The sequence below is a fragment of the Kitasatospora sp. NPDC091335 genome (genome assembly GCF_044757205.1).
GTDB lineage: Bacteria > Actinomycetota > Actinomycetes > Streptomycetales > Streptomycetaceae > Kitasatospora.
This window is the reverse complement of sequence record NZ_JBIVUM010000003.1, coordinates 658,329-682,075: the sequence shown is the minus strand read 5'-3', so window position 1 is coordinate 682,075 and position 23,747 is coordinate 658,329. Positions and strand designations below refer to the sequence as shown.

17 protein-coding genes are annotated in these 23,747 nt (G+C 74.7%); 8 read left to right on the top strand and 9 right to left on the bottom strand.

All coding sequences use genetic code 11. The annotated features are described in order from the left end of the window. Nucleotides 1-69: 69 nt before the first annotated feature. Together ACIQOW_RS11470 and ACIQOW_RS11465 are read right to left on the bottom strand one after the other, a co-directional pair. On the bottom strand, nucleotides 70-570 hold the full coding sequence (locus ACIQOW_RS11470; RefSeq protein WP_401082837.1) for an SRPBCC family protein: 501 nt from the start codon (nucleotides 568-570) through the stop codon (nucleotides 70-72). Further along, complete coding sequence (locus tag ACIQOW_RS11465; RefSeq protein ID WP_401082834.1) at nucleotides 567-983, bottom strand: ArsR/SmtB family transcription factor; 417 nt, start codon at nucleotides 981-983, stop codon at nucleotides 567-569. Before ACIQOW_RS11465 ends, ACIQOW_RS11470 begins: the two co-directional genes overlap by 4 nt. A gap of 341 nt (nucleotides 984-1,324) precedes the next feature. On the opposite strand from ACIQOW_RS11465, the gene ACIQOW_RS11460 reads away from it, so the two are divergent. The 5 genes from ACIQOW_RS11460 to ACIQOW_RS11440 all read left to right on the top strand — a co-directional run bounded on the left by ACIQOW_RS11460 (nucleotide 1,325) and on the right by ACIQOW_RS11440 (nucleotide 10,147). Beyond that, entirely contained in the window at nucleotides 1,325-1,762 is a 438-nt protein-coding gene (locus ACIQOW_RS11460; RefSeq protein WP_401082831.1) for a hypothetical protein, read from the top strand. A gap of 1,061 nt (nucleotides 1,763-2,823) precedes the next feature. After that, complete coding sequence (locus tag ACIQOW_RS11455; RefSeq protein ID WP_401082828.1) at nucleotides 2,824-6,873, top strand: AAA domain-containing protein; 4,050 nt, start codon at nucleotides 2,824-2,826, stop codon at nucleotides 6,871-6,873. A gap of 396 nt (nucleotides 6,874-7,269) precedes the next feature. Beyond that, nucleotides 7,270-8,028 (top strand): ScbR family autoregulator-binding transcription factor, encoded by a 759-nt coding sequence (locus ACIQOW_RS11450; protein ID WP_401082825.1) that lies wholly within the window; start codon nucleotides 7,270-7,272, stop codon nucleotides 8,026-8,028. Nucleotides 8,029-8,342: 314 nt separating this feature from the next. Continuing rightward, complete coding sequence (locus ACIQOW_RS11445; RefSeq protein WP_401082822.1) at nucleotides 8,343-9,194, top strand: BTAD domain-containing putative transcriptional regulator; 852 nt, start codon at nucleotides 8,343-8,345, stop codon at nucleotides 9,192-9,194. Between the two features lie 131 nt (nucleotides 9,195-9,325). Continuing rightward, entirely contained in the window at nucleotides 9,326-10,147 is an 822-nt protein-coding gene (locus ACIQOW_RS11440) for a TetR family transcriptional regulator (RefSeq protein ID WP_401082820.1), read from the top strand. Nucleotides 10,148-10,250: 103 nt separating this feature from the next. On the opposite strand, the gene ACIQOW_RS11435 is transcribed toward ACIQOW_RS11440, so the two are convergent. After that, nucleotides 10,251-13,274: a hypothetical protein gene (locus tag ACIQOW_RS11435; RefSeq protein ID WP_401082817.1), complete on the bottom strand. Its 3,024-nt coding sequence runs from the start codon at nucleotides 13,272-13,274 to the stop codon at nucleotides 10,251-10,253. Nucleotides 13,275-13,612: 338 nt separating this feature from the next. On the opposite strand from ACIQOW_RS11435, the gene ACIQOW_RS11430 reads away from it, so the two are divergent. Next, complete coding sequence (locus ACIQOW_RS11430) at nucleotides 13,613-14,404, top strand: putative protein N(5)-glutamine methyltransferase (protein WP_401082814.1); 792 nt, start codon at nucleotides 13,613-13,615, stop codon at nucleotides 14,402-14,404. Nucleotides 14,405-14,485: 81 nt separating this feature from the next. Here the strand turns inward: ACIQOW_RS11430 and ACIQOW_RS11425 are convergent, their stop codons facing one another. Beyond that, nucleotides 14,486-14,914, bottom strand: coding sequence for a PPOX class F420-dependent oxidoreductase (locus tag ACIQOW_RS11425; protein WP_401082811.1), 429 nt, complete (start codon nucleotides 14,912-14,914; stop codon nucleotides 14,486-14,488). A 113-nt stretch (nucleotides 14,915-15,027) separates the two neighbouring features. Here ACIQOW_RS11425 and ACIQOW_RS11420 point away from each other — a divergent pair, with 113 nt between their 5' ends. Next, nucleotides 15,028-15,531, top strand: coding sequence for a DinB family protein (locus tag ACIQOW_RS11420; RefSeq protein WP_401082808.1), 504 nt, complete (start codon nucleotides 15,028-15,030; stop codon nucleotides 15,529-15,531). A 15-nt stretch (nucleotides 15,532-15,546) separates the two neighbouring features. On the opposite strand, the gene ACIQOW_RS11415 is transcribed toward ACIQOW_RS11420, so the two are convergent. The 4 genes from ACIQOW_RS11415 to ACIQOW_RS11400 all read right to left on the bottom strand — a co-directional run bounded on the left by ACIQOW_RS11415 (nucleotide 15,547) and on the right by ACIQOW_RS11400 (nucleotide 20,181). Next, nucleotides 15,547-16,971 (bottom strand): pyridoxal phosphate-dependent decarboxylase family protein, encoded by a 1,425-nt coding sequence (locus ACIQOW_RS11415; protein ID WP_401082805.1) that lies wholly within the window; start codon nucleotides 16,969-16,971, stop codon nucleotides 15,547-15,549. Between the two features lie 294 nt (nucleotides 16,972-17,265). Beyond that, on the bottom strand, nucleotides 17,266-18,561 hold the full coding sequence (locus ACIQOW_RS11410) for an MFS transporter (protein WP_401082802.1): 1,296 nt from the start codon (nucleotides 18,559-18,561) through the stop codon (nucleotides 17,266-17,268). Between the two features lie 39 nt (nucleotides 18,562-18,600). Continuing rightward, entirely contained in the window at nucleotides 18,601-19,194 is a 594-nt protein-coding gene (locus ACIQOW_RS11405) for an ArsR/SmtB family transcription factor (RefSeq protein WP_401082800.1), read from the bottom strand. 96 nt (nucleotides 19,195-19,290) lie between these two features. After that, entirely contained in the window at nucleotides 19,291-20,181 is an 891-nt protein-coding gene (locus ACIQOW_RS11400; protein ID WP_401082797.1) for a transglutaminase family protein, read from the bottom strand. Nucleotides 20,182-20,474: 293 nt separating this feature from the next. Between ACIQOW_RS11400 and ACIQOW_RS11395 the strand changes: the two genes are divergently transcribed. Continuing rightward, nucleotides 20,475-21,260, top strand: a complete 786-nt coding sequence (locus ACIQOW_RS11395) for a class I SAM-dependent methyltransferase (RefSeq protein ID WP_401082794.1) — start codon at nucleotides 20,475-20,477, stop codon at nucleotides 21,258-21,260. Between the two features lie 18 nt (nucleotides 21,261-21,278). Here ACIQOW_RS11395 and ACIQOW_RS11390 read toward each other — a convergent pair whose 3' ends face one another. Then, a complete protein-coding gene (locus ACIQOW_RS11390; RefSeq protein ID WP_401082898.1) occupies nucleotides 21,279-23,444 on the bottom strand; it encodes an SAM-dependent methyltransferase in 2,166 nt (721 codons plus the stop codon). Between the last annotated feature and the right edge of the window lie 303 nt (nucleotides 23,445-23,747).

Here is a 23,747-nt window from a genome sequence, read left to right as displayed (position 1 = left end):
CCGTTCCCACTCGGCATCCGTCAGATCTCCCCGCCCCATGCCCCGACCAACGACCAAGGCAGGCAATAGTCACATGATCGGCCGGACAGCTCCTAGCAGGGCGTCCAGCTTCTGGTAGCCCTCGATGACGCCCTTCTCCATGCCGCTGGCCAGGATGGCGTCACGGGTCACCATGCTGTCGACCACCGACAGCAAGGTGACGCGGGTGCGGCCGTCCCCGGCGGGCTCGAAGGTCGCGGTGTCCAGCGAGACGCCGTCCGGCATGCCCTCGTAGGTGAAGGTCTGAACGAGCCGGGTGGCCGGCCGGACCTCGTGGAAGGAACCGTAGAAGGCCGCGATCTCCTGGCCCTCGTGGTGCATCGAGTAGCGGTAGTGCCCGCCGGTGCGGCCCTCCCAGGTGTCGATCTTCGTGTCGTGGCCCTTCGGACCGATCCAGCGGGCGACCAGCTCGGGCTCGATCCAGGCCCGGAACACCCGCTCCTGCGGTGCGTCGAACTCACGGACGATCCGGATGGTGGGCAGCTGGGGGTCCGCCTCGATGCGGGTCTCGGGGCCGTTGGTGGAAGTCATGACGGGGCTCCTTCGCTCTGCTCGGGTCGGTCGTTCTCTTCGGTCTGTGAGGTGTCGGGGATGGAGCCGGCGTGTTCGTCGTCGCTCTCGTCGTCGGCCATCTCGGCGAGCAGGGCGTCCAGTCGCCCGAACCTCTCCTCCGCCTGCCGCCGGTACCGCTCGATCCAGCTCGTCATCAGGTCGAACACCTGCGGCTCCAGATGGCACGGCCGCCGCTGCCCGTCCCGGCTGCGGCTCACCAGCCCGGCCTCCTCCAGCACCTTCAGGTGCTTGGAGACAGCCTGCATGGACATCGCGTAGGACTCCGCCAACTCGCCGACGCTCGCATCGCGGATCGCCAGCCGGGCCACGATGTCCCGCCGGGTCGGATCGCCCAGCGCCACGAACGCTCGGGACAGCTGGTCGACAGCCACCGCACACCCCTGTTCATCCTCAACCGATTGGTTGAGAACAACGCTACGCCGCCCGGCGACCTTATTCAACCGATCGGTTGAGAGTCTTGGGGCAGGTCGCAGGACTCTGCCGTGGTGGGGTCACGGCGAGGCCCGTCGGCGGCGATCCGTTTCGGGAGCGGGCGGGGCTCGAAATATTGATGACTCATCGTTAAATACGCGAGCAGGGGCGGGTGTTGAGCACCGGGTTTGTGACCGACGGGTAGGTCCCGGAGTGGTCACGAACCCGTCACATCGCCCATACCGAAAGGTGTGCATCGCTACGTTCGCCCCATTACCCGCACCACGTCCCAGGGGAATCAATGCGTCGCACCACCCTCACCGTGCTTGCCGCCGGCGCCGCCGTTCTCGGCCTGGCAGCATGTGACCCCAGCACCACGACCAGCAGCAAGAGCACCGCCCCCGCCGTCGCCGCGACCGAGGCCGGCGCCCCGGCTCCGGCCCCCGCCGGTGGCGGCGACGCCGCCAAGGACGCCGAAATCACCAAGTGCACGATCAACGACCTGCTGAAGATGCCCGAGGCCGAGGTCAAGATCACCAACCACAGCAGCAAGAGCAGCAACTACATCGTGCAGCTGGAGTTCACCGACGCCTCCGGCACCCGCGTCGCCGAGGGCGCCGCTGCCACCAACAACCTCGCCCCGAACCAGGCCGCCGTGCAGAAGGCCCCCGGAGCGGCCCAGGTCACCGGCAAGGTCAGCTGCCGGATCACCAACGTCACCCGCTATGCGGCGCCCTGACCCGCGTGCGTCGAGCCGCCCCCGCCCCCCGATGGGCGGGGGCGGCATCTCGCCCGGCTCCGGGGACGCTTGCGGCGAGTGCCGATGTGGCCGAACGGCCCGGCTGAATTCGCAGGTGCGGAGCGGATAGCGGGCTCGTCGCCACCTGAGGCGACCCGGTCGGCTGACCCCAGCGGCTGCGGGGAGGACGCCAGCAGCGGCATGATCGACTTGTTGATGACCGGCTGACCCCCGCGGTTGCGGGGAGAACTGGGCGAAGCTGTTGCGGCCCGGGTCGTAGCCCGGTTGACCCCCGCGGGCGCGGGGAGGACACCCCCCATTCTTCGTGCCACACGACGATGGCTGGCTGACCCCCGCGGGTGCGGGGAGGACACCTCCGGGAACTCGGTCATCGCGGAGGCGACCGGCTGACCCCCGGAGTTCGGGGAGGACACCTGCGCCCTGCTCGCCAACCAGCCGATGGGCGGCTGACCCCCGCGGGTGCGGGGAGAACCCCGATCAGGAGGACCACGTGCTCCGACGATCCGGCTGACCTACGCGGGTGCGGAGAGGACCGCCGGTGCAGTAGGGCCCGGATCAGCGTCGTCGGCTGACCCCCGCGGGTGCGGGGAGGACAGGCGGGCCCGGTCGGCCGGCGACAAACCCAACGGCTGACCCCCGCGGGTGCGGGGAGGACTAGCGGCCGCTCGCGTCCTTGAGGAGGTCGAACGGCTGACCCCCGCGGGTGCGGGGAGGACTAGCGGCCGCTCGCGTCCTTGAGGAGGTCGAACGGCTGACCCCCGCGGGTGCGGGGAGGACCCTTCGTGACCTGGGGCTGCGTAGCGGCTTTGCGGTTTCTTTGCCAACCCCGTTGCGACGCAGCGCGGTTGGTCTGTTGACGTGCCAAGGTGCCGGGGACATCGTGCCATGTGCCGGCGGTGTCGCGGCGGGGGATGCCCACGGTGGGGATCCTGCCACGGGCACCGTCCGGTAGATTCTGCGGCCAGTTGATCGGCACACGAAGCGGGTGTGCGCCACTGAGTGAGGTAGGGGGCGACGGGGTGGGGCGTGGGGACCGGCGGGTGGGGGATCTGCTGGAGTGCTGGCGGGCGGTCGAGTTGTTCAGTCCGCCGTCGATTCCGGAGGTGCCGCGCAAACGGCGCGCCGGCCGGCCCCGGGCCTCGGACACCGTCGTCGTGGACGTCACGCCGGCCGCGGGTCACGCGGCGGCGCTGCTGCCGTGGGCGTCCGACCATCCGGAGACGGCCGCCGGGCGGGCGCCGCGCGGGATGGTGTGGCGGCACGAGGTGTACGGCGGGGTGTTCGATCTGGAGCGGCTGCGCCAGGCGATGATCGCGGTGCTGCCCAAGGGCACCGACCCGAATCCCGGGGTGCCGGACGAGGAGCTGGTGCTGCCGGGGAGGAGCGCGATGTTCGCGCTGGTCCTGGACGAGTACGGGCGGCCGGTCGAGGACACGTCGGTGGTCTCCGCGTGCGCCTGGGCGACCGGACGGCTCTTCGATCCGGGGCCGTCGGCGCCCGGGTGGCTGGACGGCTTCGAGGAGTTGGGCGAGGCGTTCGAGGTCGCGGTGGGGCGCCTGACCGCCACGCCCGTCCCGTACGAGCCGATACCCGGCGGGCTGCCGGACCCGCTGCCCGTGCCGGGGGAGGAGGCCGCCCGTGGGTGGCGGCAGCTGCTCGCGGAGATCCTGGGCGGCGCGGCCGTCGCGGCGGTCGGTGCGCTGTTCGGCGAGGTCGCCGGGGCCGCGGTGCAGGGGGCGACGGAACCGCTGGTGCGGCGCGTCGCCGCGTGGACGGCGGTCCGCCGTCCGGAGACGGGGGGTGCGGGCACCGCCGACACGGACGCCGTGCCCGCAGGGACGGAACCGGTCGGGGAGGAACCGGTCGAGGAGGAATCGGAGGCAGACACCGGACCGCGTCCGGTCACGCTCGCCGACCTGGTCGCGCTGACCGCCCAGATCGCCCACCTCTGCGGCGTCGAGGAGCACCTCGACCCGCGGGTGATCCGGGTCCAGAGCCGGCTGGTGCACCGCCCGCGCGATCCGAAGGCGAAGCCCGCCTCCACGCAGCCGTTCCTCAACAGCCTCCTCCCGCCCGACCTCGCCCGGGTCCGCGCCGCACTCGACGGCGGCGGTGGCGGCGACGGGAAGGGACACGGCCTCGGCCCCGCCCTGGAGGCCTACCTGACCGACCGCCGGGCCGTCTCCGTCGGCGCCCGCACCGACCTGCGAGGGGACCGCCTCACCGTGCTGGAGGGCGTCGACCCGGCGCTCGTCCCCGCCGGGCGGTGGCCCGCCAAGGCGCGGTACCCGCTCGCGCTCAGCCAGCAGTTCGCGGTCAACCGCATGCTCGCCGACCGTGCGGGAGCCCCGAGCACCACCGCGGGCGCCACCGCAACCGCAACCGCCACCGCCGCCACGAGCAGCGACGCCGGCGGCCTGTTCTCCGTCAACGGTCCGCCCGGCACCGGGAAGACCACCATGCTGCGCGACCTGGTCGCCGCCCTCGTGGTCGAACGCGCCGCCGTGATGGCCGGCTACCGGCGGCCCGAGGAGGCGTTCGTCGGCGGGCCCTGGCGCGGCAAGGACCGCCAGGGCGTCCACGTCCGTTCCGTCTCCGGGCTCGACCCGAGGCTCACCGGCCGCGAGATCGTGGTGACCTCCTCCAACAACGGTGCCGTGGAGAACATCACCGCCGAACTGCCCGGCGCCGACGCCCTCGACGAGCACTGGCACGACGGGCCCGACCACTTCTCCGACCTCGCCTCCGCCCTGCTCGGCGGCGCGCCCGCCTGGGGGCTGGTCGCCGCCGTGCTCGGCAACAAGACCAACCGGACGAGGTTCACCGAGCGCTTCTGGTGGGGCCGCCTGCCCGAGGACGAGACCGCCGCCCGCACGGATGCCGGCCTTCCGCCGCTGCGCGGGATGAACGCCGTCCTGGGCGACTGGGTCCCGCCCCGGGCGCCCAGGCCCGCCCCCGGTGCCCCGCGCGGCGGCCGTACGGACCGGGCCCCCGCCGGCGAGGCCCAGGCGCCCGCCGAGCCGGTCCCCTCCTGGCCCGAGGCCGTCGCCGCCTTCAAGGCGGCCGAAGCCGAGGTCGAGCGCCTGCGGGCCGAACGCGTCCGGCTCTCCGCCGCCCTGGCGGACACCCGGTCGGAGCGGGTCGGCCCCCACCTCGACGCGCTGCGCGCCGCCATCGCCCGCGCCGACGCCCGGGTGCGGGCCGCCGAGGCCCGGCACGCCGACTCCGTCGCGGCCGCCGAGACGGCCCGCGGCGCCACCCTCGCCGCCGAGGCCGCCCACCGGGCCACGGCCGGGCGCGTCCCGCGGGCCCGCGAGGCGCTCGACGACGCCCGGGGCGCCCTGGCCGAGGCCCGTGAACGGGCCGACCGGCACCGCAGGGAGGTCGACGTTCTGACCGCCCTCCACGACGAGCCGCCCGGCGCCCAGCCGGGCCTGCGCGGGGGGCTGCGCCGGCTGCTGCAGAGCGGCGCCGAACGCGAGGCCGCCGAGCAGCACCGCGACCGTACCCGGACCGAACTCCTCGGCCGGCTCGTCGAGCAGCGCACCGCCCTCGCGGAGGCCCACGACCACGTGGCCCGCCGCACCCACGCCGCGGACCTCGCCGCCGACCTGCGCACCCGTGCAGACTCCGACGTCACCGAGGCCGCCGCGGCCGCCACCCGCGCCCGCGGCCACGAGGAAGCCGCCCGTACGGCGGAGCTGGCCGCCCGGGCGGACGTCGGGCAGACCCGGTACGAAGTCCGCTCCGCCCAGGACGAGTTGGCGTCCGCCACCGCCCGCGTCGACGCCGCCCACCGGAGTCTGCGCGAGGCGGCCGTCGCCCTCCCCTCGCTGCCCCTGGACTGGCTCCACCTGGAGGACCACGAGCAGGAACTCGGCGCCCCCTGGTCCGACGAGGCCTGGAGCACCGCCCGCAGCGACCTGTTCCTGCGCGCCCTCGACCTGCACCGCGCGCTCGTCGCCAACACCGCCAAGCGGGTCCGCGGCAACCTCCAGGTGCTGGTGGAGCTGATGGCCGGCACGGCGGGGCCGGTCCCCGACGAGCAGGTCCAGCAGGCCTGGCAGACGCTCTTCCTGCTGGTTCCGGTCGTCTCCACCACCTTCTCCTCCATCGGCAGCATGTTCGCCCGCCTCGGCCGGGGCTCCATCGGCTGGGTCCTCGTCGACGAGGCGGGCCAGGCCACCCCGCAGGCCGCCGTCGGCGCCCTGTGGCGGGCCCGCCGCGGGGTCCTCGTCGGCGACCCGCTCCAGCTCGAACCCGTCGTCACCATGCCGACCGCGCTGCAACACCGGCTCCTGCTCGCCCACGGCGTCGACGAGGAGTGGCTGCCCTCCGCCACCTCCGCCCAGGCCGTCGCCGACCGCGTCAACCGCTACGGCACCTACCTGCCCGATCCCACCGGTGGCGAGGAGGACACCGTCTGGGTCGGCTCGCCCCTGCGCGTCCACCGCCGGTGCGAGGAGCCGATGTTCACCGTGAGCAACGAGGTCGCCTACGGCGGCCTGATGGTCCACGGCACCCATCCGCAGGCCTTCCCCGACGCCGACCGCGGCGGCCTCCTGCCCAGCCGCTGGCTGGACACCCCCGACCCGGACCGCCCCGCCGACGCCCCCTGGGGCGAGCGCGACCGGCGCGCCCTCACCTTCCTGCTGCGCCAACTCGACCGCCACGGCGTCGGCGTCGAACGCGTGCGGATCATCGCGCCCTTCCGCGCGCTCGTCGCCGAGGCCCGCGAAACCTGCCGCAAGCGCCCCGAATGGACCGCCGAACACCTCGACGAGCGGTGCGCCACCGTCCACAAGGCGCAGGGGAAGGAGGCCGACGTGGTGATCCTGCTGCTCGGCGCGGGCCGCGCCGGCGCCCGTACCTGGGCGGCCCGCACCCCGCACCTGCTGAACGTCGCCGCCAGCCGTGCCAAGCGCCGCCTCTACGTCGTCGGCGACCGCGCCCTGTGGGCCCCGCTGGCCCACTTCGACGTCCTGGCCGACGAAGTCCCCGTCTACGACCACGTCCGCGACCGCGAGACCTGGCCCCGTGACGAGCCCCGCGACGAGCCCGGTGGCGAGGACCAGGGGGCCGGTGGCTGACCCCGCGGGCGCGGGGAGCCGACGGACGCCCTGAGCCGCGCGAGAAGTCGGCCCGGACGTCGGCCCGGCCGACTTCTCGCGCGCCCTCAGCCGGACGGCAGGCGGCGACGGGCAACGACTCGCTCGTCTCGGTGGTCACCTGTGCACGGAAAGGGTCATGCAGAAGAAACCATTCGTTCGGTTTCTCTGGTCTCCGGGCGGTGCGGCGGGGCCGAACCGCCCGGAGCGATCGGGACGGATGGCCACCACTGGGCCTCCGGGGGCTTGACGGGTTGTGAGGAAGGGGGAGTGGTCGGGGGGATTCATGGACATCGTCTTGTCCGTCGTGGGTGGGGCGCAGCTAAGATACGGGGTGTTTGGTTTTGTTTTCCGGGAGCTCATGGCGGGGTGGTTTCGGTGGTACGACAGGAGCGGGCGCTCCGGACTCGTCGGCTGATCCTGGAGGCGGCGGCCTCGGTCTTCGACGAGTTCGGGTACGAAGGCGCGACCATCGGCGAGGTGGTCTCCCGGGCCGGTGTGACGCGGGGTGCGGTGTATTTCCATTTCGCCTCGAAGCGCGATCTGGCGCAGGGCGTGGTGGAGGAGCAGTTCGTCCAGGACGGAGTTCCGGAACGGAGCTGCAAGCTCCAGGAGTTCGTGGACACCGGGATGGCGGTGGCGTACCTGATGCCGCGTGACCCGCTGCTCAGCGCGGGTGCCCGGCTCTCGCTCGGCCAGGACCTCTTCGACGATCTCGGCGGCGGCGCGATCCCCGGCTGGATCAGCCGGTTCGAGACGCTGCTGGTGGAGGCCGGCGAGCGCGGCGAGCTGCTCCCGCACGTCGTGCCGGCGGACACCGCGTGGCTGCTCGTCGCCGCGTGGACCGGGGTGCAGATCCAGTCCCAGAAGCTGTGCGGCCGGGCGGACCTGGAGGCGAGGGTGTCCGCGCTGTTCCAGCACCTGATGCCGAGCATCGCGGTGCCCGGCGTGCTCGGTTCGCTCCAGATGGGGCCGAACCGCGGTGCCCAGGTGGTCGCGGAGGCCGCGGCGGCCCGGGTGGCAGCGGAGGGCGGCGGCGAGGCCGGTGGCCCGGCTGGTGGCCCGGACGGAGGGGCGGCCGGCCAGGCCGGCGGTGCCGCGCGCGCCGAGGTGCGGGCGGGGGCCGGCGTGGGCTGACATCGGCTCACCGGCCCCCCTGCCCACGGGAATCCGGGGGGAATCCGGGCGAGTACGGGCGAACGGGCGGCGACGAGACCACGGGGGTCCGGCGCCGCCTTTGACTTGTCCGATCATCATCACGAACAGTTGTCGACCCATCGCATGGCGTGGCGAAGTGGGCGGCCTGGAGAAACAAACAGCACGTTCGGTTTTGTATTGACAAACCACGCGTCCTGTTTTTGACTGGTGGCAGTTGACCCTGGGGGTGTCGACCCGGGTGCCGTCCGTGGCGGAGGAGACTGCGGCGTTCCGTGTGATGAGGGGTGGTCATCGTGGAAATTCGGGTGCTCGGGGCGCTGGACGCCCGGGTGTGCGGGGTGTCGGTGGTGCCGTCGGCGCCGAAGCCGCGGCAGGTGCTCGCCCTGCTGGCGTTACGGGCCGACCAGGTGGTGCCGGCCGGGGTGCTGGCCGACGAGCTGTGGTCCGGCCGTCCGCCGCGCAGCGCACGCACCACCGTGCAGACGTACGTGCTCCAGCTGCGCGAGCTCATCGACCGGGCGCTCGCCGCGGCCGGTGCGGCCACCGGGGTGTCCTGCGCGAAGGACGTCCTGGTGACCTCGCCCGGCGGCTACATGCTCAACAGCGGTGGCGGGCTGGTGGACCTCCGGGAGTTCGAGCGGCTTGCCGGCACCGGCTACCAGGCGATGGACAGCGGCGACTTCCCCCTCGCCGCCCGCCAGTTGGGCGAGGCGCTCGCGCTGTGGCGCGGTCCGGCCTTCGCCGACGTCCCGGTCGGCGGCCAGCTCGCGGTCGAGGCAAGGCGCCTGGAGGAGACCAGGCTCTGCGCACTGGACCAGCGGATCGAGGCGGACCTGCGGCTCGGCCGGCACCGGGTGCTGCTCGCCGAACTCACCGTCCTGGTCGACCGCTACCGCACCCACGAGAGCCTGCACGGCCAGTACATGATCGCGCTGCACCGCTCCGGCCGCCGGGGCGAGGCACTGGAGGCCTACCAGCGCCTGCGGAACACCCTGGTCAGGGAGTTGGGCATGGAGCCCTCGGCCGGGCTGCGGCGGCTCCAGCGCTCCATCCTGCTCGCCGGGCCGGAGCGCGCGGAGCGCGAACCCGCCGTCGCGGGCGCCGGGCCGGAGGCTGTGGCGGCCCGGTTCAGCCGGGTCGGCTGAACCCGATGGCCGTCCGGGCCGGCGCCGTCGGCGGAGCCGACCCCGGACGGCCGTCGGGGACCGCGACGCCCGTCCCGGGCGGCCGGGGTCTGGTCGGAACCTGCTTGTCGTCGTGAGGGGTTGTGGGACGGGTGGTCCAGGAGAGGTCGGAGCGGACGCGTGGGCGGCTGGTGGAGGCGGGGGCGGAGCTGTTCGACCGCCGCGGCTACGCCGGGGCCACCCTCGGCGAGATCGCCGCAGCCGCGGGGGTGACGAAGGGGGCGCTGTACTTCCACTTCGCCTCCAAGGAGGAGCTGGCCAGAGCGGTGTCGGAGCAGGCCGAGCGCTCGCTGCGGTCGGCCTGCGCGGAGCCGCGCGCGGCCTCCTCCCCGCTCCAGGGGCTGATCGACGCGGGGCACTGGCTGGTCGACGCCCTCGGAACGGACCCGGTGGTGCGGGCGGCCTTCCGCCTCGGCCGCGAGGACACGGGCCGGCAGGCCGGCCCCACCACGGCCGGCCCCACCACGGCCGGCCCCACCACGGCCGGCCCCACCACGGCCGGCCCCACCACGGCCGGGCCCACCACGGCCGGGCCCGCCGCGACCGGGCCCGCCGCGACCGGGCCCGCCGCGACCGGCCCGGCTGCCGCACCCGGCCCCGCCACGGCGGAGCCCAGGCAGCCGGGCTTCGCCGACGCGCGTGGCTTCCACGGTGTCTGGGCCGGAGTGGTGCGCGAACTGCTGGCCGGCGCCCGCCGCGCGGGCGAACTGCGCGACCGCCCCGGCGGCCCCGGTCCGGAGACCCTGGTGGTGGCCGTGGCCTGCGGCCTGGAGGTCGTCTTCGCCGAGGGCTGCCCCGCCGAGGAGCGCGCCCGCCGGGTCGGCGCCCTCTGGGACTGGCTGCTGCCCTGCCTGGTGCCCCCGGGCGGGGCCGACGGCTACCGCACCAAGCCGCCGGCCCCGCAGCCGGCCTGACGGCGGCCCCGGACACGGGACCGCCCCCGGTGCCCGAGGGCTCCGGGGGGCGGTCCGACCGCCGACGGATCAGCGGCGTCGCATCGCGGACCGTACGGCGGCGTTACGCCGCGGACCGTTCGGAGGCCGAACGGCGCCGGGCGCGGAGGAGCAGCAGCCCGCCGAGGGTCACCAGCCCGCCCCCGCCCACGGCCGCGCTCACGGCGGCGGTCGGCGCGCCGGTGTCCGGCAGCCCCCCAGAACCGCCGCCCCGCGGCGGAACCGGGTGGTGGCCCGGGTACCCGTGGCAGCCCTGGCCGCCCTTGTGGCCGTGCCCCTTCGGCGGGCAGGGCGCGACGACGATGCAGAGCTCGACCGGCGGGCTCTCCACGGTCTCGCCCTGCGGGTCGCGGGCGGAGGCCCGGGCGGTGTTGGTGATGCTGCCGGCCTGCGCGTCCTCCTCGGTCACCGTGTAGGTGCCCTGGCAGGTGGTGCTCCGCCCCGGTTCGAGGGTGGTCTGCTCGCAGGTCACCTGCCGGACGTGGTCGTCGTCGACGGTGACGTCGGTCAGCGTGGTCGTCCCGGTGTTGGTCACCGTGTACGTGTAGGTGACGGTGTCACCCGGGTACACGGTCCCCTCGACGTCGGCCCGCTTGGTGATGGACAGCGAGGACTCGCCGGTGCCGACCACCTCGACGGTGGCCTGGGCCGGCGGACTCTGGACGTTCTGGCCCTGGGGGTCGGTGCCGTTGGCGTGCGCGGTGTTGGTGACGTGCCCGGCCTGGGCGTCGGCGGCCGTCACCGTGTACGTGCCGTGGCAGGTCGCGCTCTCGCCCGGGGCGAGGGTGGTCCGGTCACAGGAGACCGACTGGACGTGGTCGTCGGCCACGGTCAGGTTGTTCACCGCCGCCGTCCCGGTGTTGGTGACCGTGTAGGTGTAGTGCACGGTGTCGCCGACCTGGAACGGCCCCGCGCTGTCGGCCTGCTTCCGCAGGCCGAGCACGGCGACGCCCACCACCGGCAGCGTCACCTGGGCGATCGGGCTCTGCACCGTCTGCCCCTGCGGGCCGTTCGCGGTCGCCTGGGCCGTGTTGGTGACGTGGCCGAGCTGCTCGTCGGCGGCGGTCACGGTGTACGCGCCGTGGCAGGTGGTGCTCTGGCCGGCGTTCAGCGTGGTCTGGTCGCAGGTCACCAGCGGGGCGTGGTCGTCGGCGACGCTGAGGTTGTTCAGCGTGGTCGTCCCGGTGTTGGTCACCGTGTACGTGTAGTGCACGGTGTCCCCGGTGTGGACCGGCCCGGCGGTGTCCGCCTGCTTGGTCAGGCCGATCGACGACGGACCGACCACCGTGATGGTCGCCTCGGCCTCCGGTGAGGTGACCGGCTGGCCGTTCGACGTGCCGCCGGCGTGGGCGTGGTTGACCACCTTCTCGGCCTCGGCGTCGGCCGCCGTCACGACGTACCTGCCGTGGCAGGTCGTGCTGTCCCCGGGGCTGCCCGCCGGCGCCAGCACCGTCGTGTCGCAGGTGATCCCGGTGACCTTGTCGTCCGTCACCGTGAGCGCCTCCACCGGGGTGCCGCCGGTGTTGGTGACCGTGTAGGTGTAGGGCACCGTGTCGCCGACGTGGAACGGCTCGGCCGCGTCCACGTGCTTGACGAGGTTGATCCCCGGCGGGGCGATGACCGGCACGTTCTCGGAGGACGGCGGCGAGGTGACCGGGCCGCCGTCGGTGGTCCCGGTGGCCTGCGCCGTGTTGGCCACGTGCCCCGCGGCGGCGTCCGCCGCGGTGACCAGGTACGTCGCCGTACAGGTGACCGTCTCACCGGGGGCCAGGGTGCTCACCGGGCAGCTGACAGGCCCGACCTTCGGGTCCTCGACGGCCAGGTTGGAGATCGGCACGTTCCCGGAGTTGGTGACCACGAAGTCGTACGGGATCGGGGTGCCCACCGTGATCAGCCCGGGCAGCGGCTCGTGCGCCTGCTTGACCAGGTTCAGCTCGGGCAGCGGCTGGTCGGTGTTGATCACCACGTTGCGGATCAGGTGCACGTCGGTGAACAGGCCGGTGGAGCCGGCGAAGCCGAACTTGTACGTGGAGGGCGCCGGCTGCGGCGCCGGGGTCTGGAGCACCTGGTGCGAGCCGGTGCCGTCGTTGAAGTCGATGGAGACCGTCAGGACCGGCGAGGTCCCGGGGGTCAGGTGCACGTTGACCCGGCGGCGCGAGGGCTCCAGCAGGGTCTGCGCCTGGTCCGGGGTCACCCCGGGCGGCAGCGTGGTGAGCGGGCCCTGGAGCTTGCCCGGCAGGGTGGAGGGCCAGGGGGCGCTGGTGGTGAAGTTGCTGGTCGTCGCGGTCAGGAAGCAGTAGCCGGTGGTGCCGTCGCCGGGGCCGCGGACGGTGACCATGTTGGCGCCGGGCGCGGGCACCCGGAAGGACGTGCCGGCGGGGGAGCGCTGGGAGCAGCCGTTGCCGCGCTGCTCCCAGTCGCCGAAGTAGTTGCCGAGCACGTCGAGCCCGACGCCCAGGTAGCCGCGGTCGACGCCGGGCAGGAAGGCGAGGTTCGGGTTGTCGTCGGGCAGTTTCTGGGCGTAGCCGAGACTGCCGCCGAAGGCGCCGGGGTGGGTGAGCGAGACGTCGCCGTTCACCAGGAAGAAGGAGATGCCGTCGGCCGGGGTGTTCGGCGTGGTGCTGCCGTACTGCCACTGGTCGAAGGTCACGTCCAGGCCGTTGCCGGCGGGCAGGGCCTGGTCGAAGAGCACCGCGCCGCTCTGGTCGTTGCCGGAGTCGGTGATCCGCAGGTAGCCGAGCGGCGCGCTGTTCAGCGGCGGCACCGGGCCGGTCTCGGCGGTGGGGCAGCCGCCGAGCGGGTGGTCGCCGGACCCGGGCTGCGCCGGGGCGGCGCCGGTGAGGCAGGCGGAGCCGACGGCGATGAAGCGGGAGTCGGCGGTGGCGCCGGTGAAGGCCTCCTGGAGCAGGGGCGTGCCGGTGGCCCGGACGCGCTCCGGCAGCGGTGCGGCGGGGTGGTGGGTGGGGGCGGCGGCCAGGGCGATCGGGGCGGTGAGGCCGGCGCCGAGCAGACCCAGGGTGGCCGCGGCGCTGATGAGGCGGGCCGTTCGAGCACGAAGCCGTGACGGTCCGCGGGATTGTCTCGTCATGGCGTTAATATGCTCGATCGCTACGGTCTGTTATCGCCATGTACTGTCAGTGGGCCTATCGAATAGCTCGGACGAGCGAGCGCGCACGCCTGTGCGATGGCGGGTGGATCCGTTTCGATCATCCCCGCCCGGCGGTGCGGTAGGGTGGCCGACGCCGAGTATGACCGCGAATCAGGGAGGTGAGACCCATTACCGGAATGTCCGAGCGGGTGCTCCCGGAGCGCGGCCGTGCGGGCGCCACGCGCGCGTAGCGCGGACGGCGCGCCGATGCGGTGCCGGCCCTCGCGGGAGCCCTGACGGAGTCGTTCGCTCTCCCGTCTCCCCCCGAAGGGGTTCTCTTGCCGGTTTTCTCCTCCGTCTCCCTCCGTTCCTCGGTGGTCTCCCGGCTGCGCGCCGCCGGGTGCGTGTTCGCCGAGGACGAGGCGCGGATCCTGCTGTCCGCCGCCGCTTCGCCCGCCGACCTGGCCGCCATGGTCCGGTCCCGCGCGGCCGGGCGGCCGCTCGAACACGTCGTCGGCTGGGCCGAGTTCGCCGGGCTGCGGATCGCCGTCGACCCGGGCGTCTTCGTCCCGCGCCGCCGCAGCGAGTTCCTGGCCGCCGCCGCCGCGTCGCTGACCGCCCCGGGCGCCGTGGTGCTCGACCTGTGCTGCGGCAGCGGCGCGCTGGGCGCCGCGGTGGCGGCCGCGGCGGCGCACCCGGTCGAGCTGTACGCGGCCGACATCGATCCGGGCGCGGTCCGCTGCGCCCGCCGCAACCTGGCGGGGGCCGGGGCGCGGGTCTTCGAGAGCGACCTCTTCACGGCGGTGCCCGCCGGGTTGCGCGGCCGGGTGGACGTGCTGATCGCCAACGTGCCGTACGTGCCGACCGGTGACCTCGGCCTGCTGCCGCCCGAGGCGCGGCTGCACGAGGCCAGGCCGGCGCTGGACGGCGGGGCGGACGGGCTGGACGTGCTGCGGCGGGTGGTCGCCGAGGCGCCGCGGTGGCTGGCGCCCGGCGGGTCGCTGCTGTTCGAGACCAGCGAGCGGCAGGCGGCGGCGGCCCTCGCGGTGACCGGGGCGGCCGGGCTGGTGGCGCTGGAGAGCCGGCAGGAGGACCTGGACGCCACCGTGGTCACCGCGACCAGGCGCTGAACAGCCGCATCGCGAAGGGGACTTCGGGATCGACCGGGGCCCGGCCACCGCACCCCCGTGACGGTGGCCGGGCCCGGCCGGTCAGAGGTGGGTGCCGTACACGTGGTCGACCGGGATGGTGAGGAGCACCCGGCGGTCGGTGACCATCGCCTGGCGGTACTCCGCCCAGTCGGGGTGCTCGCCGGCGGCGCGGCGGTAGTAGTCCACCAGCGCCTCGACCTCGGGGCCCCCGGGGTCGGTGCCGGGACCGCTGAGGGTCGCCACGCCCTCGGCGGTGACCCACGAGCGGCCGTCGGGACCGGTCACCTCCAGGCTGGCCCTCGGGTCCCGGCGCAGGTTGACGGTCTTGGCCAGTCCGTCCCGGGTGGAGATCAGGAGGGCGTTCGCCTCCCGGTCGTAGAACGGCATCACGGGGGAGAGCTGCGGCCGGCCGTCCGCCTTGATGGTGGCGAGGACGCCCAGGCGGCTCTGCGCGAGCAGCGCGTACGGGTCGAAAGGTGTGGCGGTCATGGGAGCATGATCGACCTTCACACCGGTGTGAAGGCAAGGCCGCCACGCGGGCCGGGTGTGCGAGGGCCGGAACTCTCCGGGCGTTGTCGGTGGCGGCTGGTACGGTCCCGCGCATGACCAATCACGTGCCCTTCACGGGTGGGGAGAAGGAAAGCCTGCACGCGGCGCTGGACCGGCACCGCGACGCGGTGCTGTGGAAGCTGGAGGGGCTGGACGACGAACAGCTGCGCCGCCCGATGACACCTTCGGGGACGAACCCGCTGGGGCTGGTGAAGCACCTCGGCGGCGCCGAACTCGGCTGGTTCCGGGAGGCGTTCGGCCGGGAGAGCGGACCGCAGCCGTTCGACATCGACGCCGACGAGGCCTCCGACATGCGGGTGGAGCCGCACGAGTCGACGGCCGACATCCTGGCGTTCTACGCGCGGGCCAGGGCCGGTGCCGACGAGGTGATCGGCGAGCTCGCGCTGGACGACCTCGGCACGTCCTGGTCGGGCGACACCGTGTCGCTGCGCTGGGTGCTGATCCACATGACCACGGAGACGGCCAGGCACGCCGGACACCTGGACATCCTGCGCGAGCTGATCGACGGCGGGACGGGGGACCACGACCGGAGCTGACCGGGCCGGCCCGCCTCAGTCCGCGGTGGAGCCTGCCCCGGAGCCCGATGCCCGGGCCGTCCCGTTCCGGACGGACCGGGCCAGCGCCCGTGCCGTGCGCCGGACGTCGGCCTCCGTGGTGCGCCAGTTGCTGAACGCCGCGCGCAGCGCTGGGCGGCCGGCGTAGTGGGTCGGGGTGAGGAAGGCCTCGTCGGCCGAGCCGGCGGCGAGCGCGGCGAGCCGCTCCGGGGTCGGGTCCGTCGTCAGGGTGAAGCAGACGACGTTCAGCCGCACCGGGGCGAGCAGTTCCAGGCCCTCGATCCGGGCGACCTCCGCGCCGAGCGCCCGGGCGCCGGCGACGCAGCGCTCCACGATCTCCCGCTGCCCGGAGCGGCCGTACGCCCGCAGGGTGAACCAGGCGGCGAGGGCGCGCAGCCGGTGCGAGTTCTCCGGCGTCAGGTGGACCAGGTCGGGGTGTTCTCCGAGAGGGCCGAGGTAGGCGGCGGCGTTCCGGAACACCCGGGCCTGGAGGTCGGGGCGGCGGGTGAACTGCACGGCGCTGTCGTACGGCACGTTGAGCCACTTGTGCAGGTCGACGCAGACCGAGTCGGCGAGGTCCAGCCCGGCCACCAGCTCCGCGTGCTCCGGCGACAGTGCGGCGAACGCGCCGAACGCGGCGTCCACGTGCAGCCAGAAGCCGTAGCGCTCGCGCAGGGCGGCGATCGCGCGCAGGTCGTCGAAGTCGACGGTGTTGACGGTGCCCGCGTTGGCCACCACGACGCACGGCCCGTCGGCCTCGGCCAGCGCCCGCTCCAGCGCGGCCACGTCCACCGCCTCCCGGCCGGGCAGCACGGGCACCGCGCGCAGCGCCGTCCGGCCCAGGCCGAGCACCGACAGCGCCTTGGCGACGCTGGAGTGCGCGCTGCCGGACAGCACCCGGACACGGCCCAGCGCGCCGGCCCCGTCCTCGGTGACGTCCACGCCGAGCCGCTCGCCCAGCCACTCGCGGGCGACGGCCAGCCCGACCGTGTTGGACATCGTGGCGCCGCTCACGAAGGTGCCGTGGTGCGCCGCCGAGAGCCCGAACAGCTCGCGCAGCCAGCCGACCGTCTCCCGCTCCAGCTGCTGACCGGCCGGGTCCAGCGAGGAGTTGGAGTTCTGGTCGTAGGCCGAGGTCAGCCAGTCGCCGGCGAGTGCGGCCGGCGTCGCGCCGCCCGTCACGAAGCCGAAGTAGCGCGGCCCGGCGCTCGCCGACAGCCGTGGCTCCCAGCGCTCCGCGAACTCGGCCAGCGCGGCCCGCGCGCCGCCGCCCTCCTCGGCGAGCCCGGCCCCGGCCGGCGGCTCCGGGTGCGGGACCACGGGCCGCTCGTCGAGGCCGGCCAGGAAGGCGAGCGCCCGCTGCCGGGTCTCCTCCAGGACGTCGGGCAACCGGCCGAGATCGGCGGCGAGTTCGGGGTGCATGCTGGTTCTCCGTTGATCGACTGTGCGGCCGAGGCTAACGGCAGGGGGCGGCGCAGTCCCGGTCCAATCCGGCCCGGGTGGCCCGCGTCGGGTTCGGGCCGGGTGTCGTGAGTCCGGCCATCCGACGGATGCCGTCGATGGTTCGGACTCGTGGGTCCCGTTGCCGCCGCCATCTCGCCGTCCCCGAGGCCGGCGTCCGCTTCCGTGAAGGCTCCACGGTCTACGGCGTCGAGGCGCTCCCGGTCACCTGGTGACCGCCCGGCCGGCCCGGCCCCCGTGCGCCGCACAGGGTGCTCAGCGGGCGGCGGCGCGGGGGAGTTCGGCGCCGCGGACGGCGGGGGAGGCGAGCGCGAGGACGGCGCCGAGGCAGGAGAGGGCGCCGCAGCCGATGAAGACCGGTGCGGTGCCCCAGGTGCCGATGGCGGCGCCGACCAGCGGGTAGCTGAGCGGGGCGATACCGACCATGGTGAGCATCGTGACGGAGGTGACCCGGCCCAGGTAGGCGGGGTCGGCGGCGGTCTGGATGAGGGTGCTGTCCAGGCTGCCGAAGACGCCCGCGCCCAGGCCGACCAGGGCGGCGATGACGGCGGCGGTCCACAGGTGCGGGACCAGCGCCATGGCCGCCGCGCCGACGCCGCCCGCCAGCAGGGTCCAGGCCATGGTCAGGCCCGCCCGGGGAATCCGGCCGACGACGGCGAGCAGCGCGGCGCTCGCGGCGGCCCCGGCGCCGAAGCAGCCGACGATCCAGCCGAAGCCGGACGGGCCCCAGCCGCGTTCGGCGTTGAGCAGCACCATGCCGACGTTGAGGGTACCGGTGAGGCCGAGTTCGCAGACGGCTCCGGCCACGACCAGCGGGCCGATCAGGCGGTGGCGGCGGATGTAGCGCAGCCCGTCGAGGAGGTCGGCGCGCGCGGTGCCGTCGCCAGGAGGGGTGTCGCCCGCCGGGGCTTCGCAGGAGGGGGCTTCGAGCGGGCTGATCCGGACGGAGAGCAGGAGCGGCAGGGAGAGCGCGAACAGCAGGCCCGCGGTGGCGAACGCGGCGGCGGGGCCGCCCAGACCCATCGCCAGGCCGCCGAGCGGCGGTCCGGCGATCTGGCCGAGGCGCATCGACAGCGAGCGCAGGCCGGTGACCCTGGCCAGCTGGTCGGGACTGGTGATCCGGGGCGGCAGAGCACCGACGGCGGGGACGAACAGCGCGTCCACGGCGCCGAAGACGAGCGCCACCGCGACCAGCAGCCAGAGTGCGGGCGTGGTCAGCGCGATGGCGGCGGCCACCGAGAGGATGAGCAGGCAGCGCATCGCGTCGCTGCCGAGGATCACCCGGCGCGGGTCGAGCCGGTCGGCCAGGACGCCCCCGCCGAGCATCAGCAGGGCGCGCGGAGCGGCGCCGACGGCCATGACCAGGCCGACCTCGGCGGGGCCCGCGGAGCGCTGGGCGGACCAGCCGAGGGCGGCGAAGTAGACGCCGTCGCCGATCAGCGAGGCGGTGTAAGCGGCGAGCCAGCGCAGCACGTTGCCGTCGCGGTGGGCGGGCGGTGCGGCGGGCGGTGCGGCGACGCGGCCGGGAAGGGGTGCTTCCGCGAGGGTCATGAGGGGCTCCGACGGTTCGGGGACCCGGCTGTGCCGGTGTCAGGGGCGGAAGGGGAACCCGTACAGGTGGACGGACACGTGCTCGCGGCCCGCGGTGTCACCGGCCGTCCTGGCGGCCTTGCCGCGCTCCCGCCAGCGCCGCGAGATGGCCTGCAACTCCTCTTCCATCTCGGCGAGTTCGGCCGCGGTGAGGTCGAGCAGCCACTCGGAGCTGAAGGCCGCGTCGGTCCACTCCCTGCCCCAGGCGGCGCTCTGCCCGAGGTAGGCGAGGTACTGGGCTGAGCGGAAGTCGACCAGGCCCCTGGTGATCGTGCCGACGACGGCGGCGCCCTCGGGCGTGCCGGCGAGGTCGGACTCGCGGAAGCCCCAGCCCTCCTCGGAGGCGACCTGCCACCACCGCTCCCGGCCGTCGGTGCTCCGGCCGCTCGCCTCGGTCACGAAGCCCTGCTCGGCGAGCTTGCGCAGGTGGTAGCTGACCAGGGACGGAGCCTGGTCGACCTGCTCGGCGAGCTGTGAGGCGGTCGCGCTGCCGGCGGCGTAGAGCAGACGGTAGAGCTGCATCCGCAGCGGGTTGGTGAACGCCTTCAGACGGGACAGGTCGGTGATCCGGTCGGGCCGGGGCTTCTCGGGCATGCGTCGACGATAGATCCGAAGGAAAAGTTGCGCAATAAAAATTTCGTATTCTTCGGAGGTGCCCGCCGAAGAGGTGACGGGACGGAAGAGTGGCGGTCAGCGCAGGGTGACCTCGCGCGGGCCGTTGAAGGGAGCCAGCGAGAGGACGGTCTTCGGGGTGCGCAGGGCGTCGTGCTCGGTGAAGAGGCGGCGGACGGAGGGGAGGTCGACGGGGCCGGTCGTCAGGTGGGCCACCTCGTCGTAGGGGCTGTGCGGCGTGGTGGTGGAGGCGGTGCCCCAGGTGTCCCAGACGAGGGTCTCGGTCTTGTTCAGGGCGGCGAGGTCGAGCCTGGTGGAGTGGGCGACGAACCAGCCGCCGTTCAGCGGGCCCTCCTCGGGCGGGTGGACGCCGAAGGAGCCGGCGGCGGCCCGGCCGCTGCGGATGGCGCGCCAGGCCTGGCCCGCGACCAGGAAACGGTCACGCGGGACGTCCATCGGGTCGAAGTCCACCCGCAGGTCGGCGGCGACCCTCGGATCGGCCAGCTGCGGGTCCGCGAGCAGCCAGCCGCGCCGGTCGTCCCAGTACTCGGTGGCCACGTGGTCGGCGTGGAAGCCGTCCGGGCCGAGGTAGTCGGCGAAGCCGCAGCGCAGCCGGGCCGGGACGCCGACATGGCGCAGGAAGGAACAGTGCAGCAGGGCCAGGTCGCGGCAGACGCCGACGAAGCGGTCGGCGGGTGAGCGGGGATGGGTGAGCGGGGCCGGGTCGCGGTCGGTGATCAGGTCCAGGATGTCGTCGAGGTAGCGGGTCTCCGCGTCGTGGTGGAGGCGGTTCGCCGGGATGTGGTGGTGGAACAGCCGGCCTTCGAGGCGGTGGATGACCAGGTTCCGGGCGATGCGGGCGAGTTGGCCCGGAACACCGGGGAGGTCGGCGTAGCGGGGGAGGTGGGTGCCGGGGTCGGAGAAGACACTCTGGCCGAGGTAGAAGGCGGGGAAGTCAGCGGAAGGCATGGGAGAACTCCCAGGAGGCTTCGGCCGCAAGATCGATGGCTGGGCCGCTGCTCCTCACCGTGGCAAATTTTCGGGGTGATTGTCCAGAAGAGCCGGACGGGCAGGGGTGGTTCGGCCGGTCGGGATGGTCCGACGGGTAGGGGTGGTGCGGCCGGTAGGGGGCGGCCGGACGGGAGGTGTCGGCCGGGAGGCGCCGGCGACACGCGGGCAGGAACGTCCCTGCACCTCCGCGGCGGGCCACCGGGGTGCAATGGCGGCACCCGAATCGTCGTCAACAAGGGGGAGGCCGACCGGTGGAGACCAGGACGAAGGACGAGGACCCGGTCCGGGTGCTGGACGTGGCGAGCGCCGACTACCGCCGGGCGTTCGAGCTGTTCCTGGCCGGGACGGACGAGAAGCCGGTCACCCACGCCCGGCTGGGCGAGATCGCCTCCGCCCTGCCGCACCGCAGGGTGCTGCTGGACCTCGGCGCGGGCGACGGCCGGACCACCGCCTACCTGAGCCGCTCCTTCGAGCGCACCATCGCGGTGGAGCCCAGCGCGGAGATGCGCGAGAAGCTCGGCGCCGCCTGCCCCGACGCCCTGGTCCTCCCGGAGCCGCTCGACCGGGCCCGCCCGCCGGAGCCGGCCGACCTCGTCCACCTCTCCCACGTGCTCTACTACGTGCCCGCGCCGGACTGGCTCGGCACCGTCACCCGAGCCCTGGACTGGACGGCTCCCGGCGGCACCCTCCTGGTCGTGCTCCAGAACCCGGAGAGCCCCTGCATGCGGATGGCCGCGCACTTCACCGGCGTCCGCTACGACCTGGGCCCCCTCGCCGACCGCCTGCGCGAGCGGCACCCGGAACACGACTACGCCCTCGAAACCCTGGACCTCCACTACCGTGCGCCCGGCCTGGCCGAGGCGGTGGCCGTGGCCGAGTTCATGGTGAACGTCGCCGACCTGGCCACCCTCGACCCCCGCCCCTCCCGCGCGGCGCTGACCGCCTACGTCCAGGAGCACTTCGCCGTTCCCGGGGGCGGCTACGCCATCGGGCACACCCAGGACATGCTCATCGTCCGCCGGGCCGGCGGTTCCTGAGCCGCCTTCCCCGGCCGCCTACCGGCCGTCCTCCCGCAGGGCGCGCCGGACGGCCCGCAGGGCGGTGGCGGACTGCTCCCAGCCGTGCCACCAGAACAGCCCGCCGCGGTGGCTCGCCTCGGCGGCGAGCGCCGTCAGGTGGGCCCACGGGCCGGGCGGGATGCCGTACCGGGGCCGGGCGGCGAGCTCGCGGGCCGTCTCGGCGCCGACCGGGACCATGCCGAGCAGCGGGAACGGTGCGCCGTCCGTGGTCCGGCCGGTGCCGTGGAGCATCGGGTGCAGGGTGATCGGGTCGAGCAGCAGGGCGAGGTCGGCGGACGGCACGGGGGCGGGCCCCCGCCGCCAGCCGAGCCGTCGGCCGCTCTGCCCGGCCCCGGGGACGGCCCGGCCGTCCAGCGTGACGCCGTCCGCGGCGACCCGCAGTTCGGCGCCGTCCGGCCGCGCGGGCAGCCGCAGCCGGTACGTCCCGTAGAGGCACGGGGGGACGTCCGGCAGCCGCCGGGCGAAGGGGACGGTGACGCCGTCCACCTCGAAGCCCGCCGGTCCGATCAGCACCGCGGCGGTGGCCGGCTCGCCGTCGACGGTGACGCGCAGGCGCGGGGCCGAGCCGGGGGCGCCGGGTGCGACGTCCACGCGCACGCCCGAGCAGGCGTAGCCGCCGACCAGGCCGGCGAGCGGCGGCAGTTCGGGCAGCGGGTACTCGGTCAGGCGCACTCGGCGCCCTCCGACGGTGCCGACCAGCCGGCGCCGCCCGTCGCGGCCGGACTCCGGGCGCAGTTCGCCGTCGGCGGCGCCGTCCGCCGCGCGCCAGCGCAGCACGCCGTGCCCGTAGCGCGGGTCGGGGACCGGGCGGCCGTCGAGGTGGACCCGGTGCCGGGGCGGGTCGGTGGCGCGGCCCAGGACGTAGACGGAGAGGTCGCCGTCCGGTGTGCCGTACAGGCCGGTCCACGGGTACAGGGCGGCGGCGAGGACGGCGTCCAGGTCCCGCCGGACCGGCGGCGGGCCCGCCGCCCGCGACAGGCCGCGCGCCTCCGACGGGCGGGTGAGCAGGGTGCGCAGGCGCCGGGCCGCCTCCGGGCTCGGCTGCCGCCGGACACCGCGGGCGGCGGCCTGTACGGCCAGGTCCTCGCGCCGGGCCAGCAGAGCGCGTTCGGCCGGGCCGAGGCCGGCGGGCGGGTGGCCGGCGGCTCCGGGGCCTGTGGTTCCGTGATCGGCCGTTCCGTGGTCGGGTGTCCCGGGGCCGGGTGGGGCCCAGTCCGCCACGGCGGCCGCGGGGTCGCGGACGTAGTGCTCGCGCAGGGCGCTGTCCTCGCCGAGCGCGAGGACGAAGCGGGCGCCGGGGGTGTCCTCCTGCCAGTGGAAGCCGGCCGGGACGCGGAAGTCGGCGAAGCCGTCGAGGGCGGCGAGTTCGCGCGGACCGTACGCGTCGATGACCCGCAGCGGGCCGTCGGGCGGGCGGACGGTCAGGCCGGGCGCGAGCAGGCCGAGGCGTTCGAGCACCTGAGGGTCGGCCGGGGCGGCGACGGCGGGCGGCAGGTACCAGGTGGAGGCGCTGGTGACCGTGTGCCGCACGGCCGGGTCGCGCAGGGCGGCGACGGTGTGGTGGTCCGTGACGGGGTCGAGGCCGGGGTAGCGGGCGCCGACGTAGTTGACCACGGGGTGGTCCGGCCCGTACACCTCCTCCAGCCGGTCCAGCAGCACGGGGAGATGGCGGTTGCCGAACCCGCCCCGCCGGTAGCCGAGTTCGCCGACGACGCCGACCTGCCAGAGCACCAGGTGCAGGCCCGGGTCGATGCGCCGGCCCCGGATCAGCAGGTCGGAGGCTTCGAAGGTCTGCATGCCGGGGGTGCTCGGGTCCACGCCGAGGTCGGCGCAGAGCACGTCCAGGGCGCTGATGCCGGGCCGCATCACGGCGCGGTGCCCCTCGCGCCGGGCGATCCGGACGGCGCGGTGGCTGGACAGGACGAAGATGCCAGGGTGTCCGTAGAAGACCGCCGCCACGCGCCGGCCGGCGCGGACGAAGTGCAGGACGGCCTCGGACATCTGGACGTACGTCAGGTAGCGGTCCTTGGCTTCGTCGTAGAGGACGCCGAGGTCGTAGGCGTCCGGCCGCCAGGCGTTGATGCGGACGACCGTGGCGGGGTCGGCCACGCAGTGGAAGACGTGGTCCGCCTCCCGGAGCAGGCGCTCGTCCGCCCGGGTGAAGCCGGCCGCCTCGATGCCGGAGCCGAGGACGGCCTACCTCGCCGACGCCTACCCCGGGCCCGCGGGTGCCGGGATGCCCGCCGCCGAGGCGGTGCTGGTGCCCGAGGTCCTGCGGGCCGGAGCCGACGACTCGGACGGGCTGCGCAGCTTCGACACTCCCGGGGTCCACGGCGGCCGGCTGCTGAGCCGTATCGGGGCCGGTCTGCCCGTCACCTGGCCGCCGGGCGTCGCTGACCCGGCCCGGGCAGCCGCCACGGCGCCCGCCCTCGGACGGATACTGCG

Excerpts from the sequence above, each read along its gene's own strand:
- ACIQOW_RS11400 (WP_401082797.1), bottom strand. The coding sequence starts at position 20,181 with ATGCCTTCCGCTGACTTCCCCGCCTTCTACCTCGGCCAGAGTGTCTTC.
- ACIQOW_RS11415 (WP_401082805.1), bottom strand. The coding sequence starts at position 16,971 with ATGCACCCCGAACTCGCCGCCGATCTCGGCCGGTTGCCCGACGTCCTG.
- ACIQOW_RS11405 (WP_401082800.1), bottom strand. The coding sequence starts at position 19,194 with ATGCCCGAGAAGCCCCGGCCCGACCGGATCACCGACCTGTCCCGTCTG.
- ACIQOW_RS11425 (WP_401082811.1), bottom strand. The coding sequence starts at position 14,914 with ATGACCGCCACACCTTTCGACCCGTACGCGCTGCTCGCGCAGAGCCGC.
- ACIQOW_RS11420 (WP_401082808.1), top strand. The coding sequence starts at position 15,028 with ATGACCAATCACGTGCCCTTCACGGGTGGGGAGAAGGAAAGCCTGCAC.
- ACIQOW_RS11410 (WP_401082802.1), bottom strand. The coding sequence starts at position 18,561 with ATGACCCTCGCGGAAGCACCCCTTCCCGGCCGCGTCGCCGCACCGCCC.
- ACIQOW_RS11460 (WP_401082831.1), top strand. The coding sequence starts at position 1,325 with ATGCGTCGCACCACCCTCACCGTGCTTGCCGCCGGCGCCGCCGTTCTC.
- ACIQOW_RS11435 (WP_401082817.1), bottom strand. The coding sequence starts at position 13,274 with ATGACGAGACAATCCCGCGGACCGTCACGGCTTCGTGCTCGAACGGCC.
- ACIQOW_RS11470 (WP_401082837.1), bottom strand. The coding sequence starts at position 570 with ATGACTTCCACCAACGGCCCCGAGACCCGCATCGAGGCGGACCCCCAG.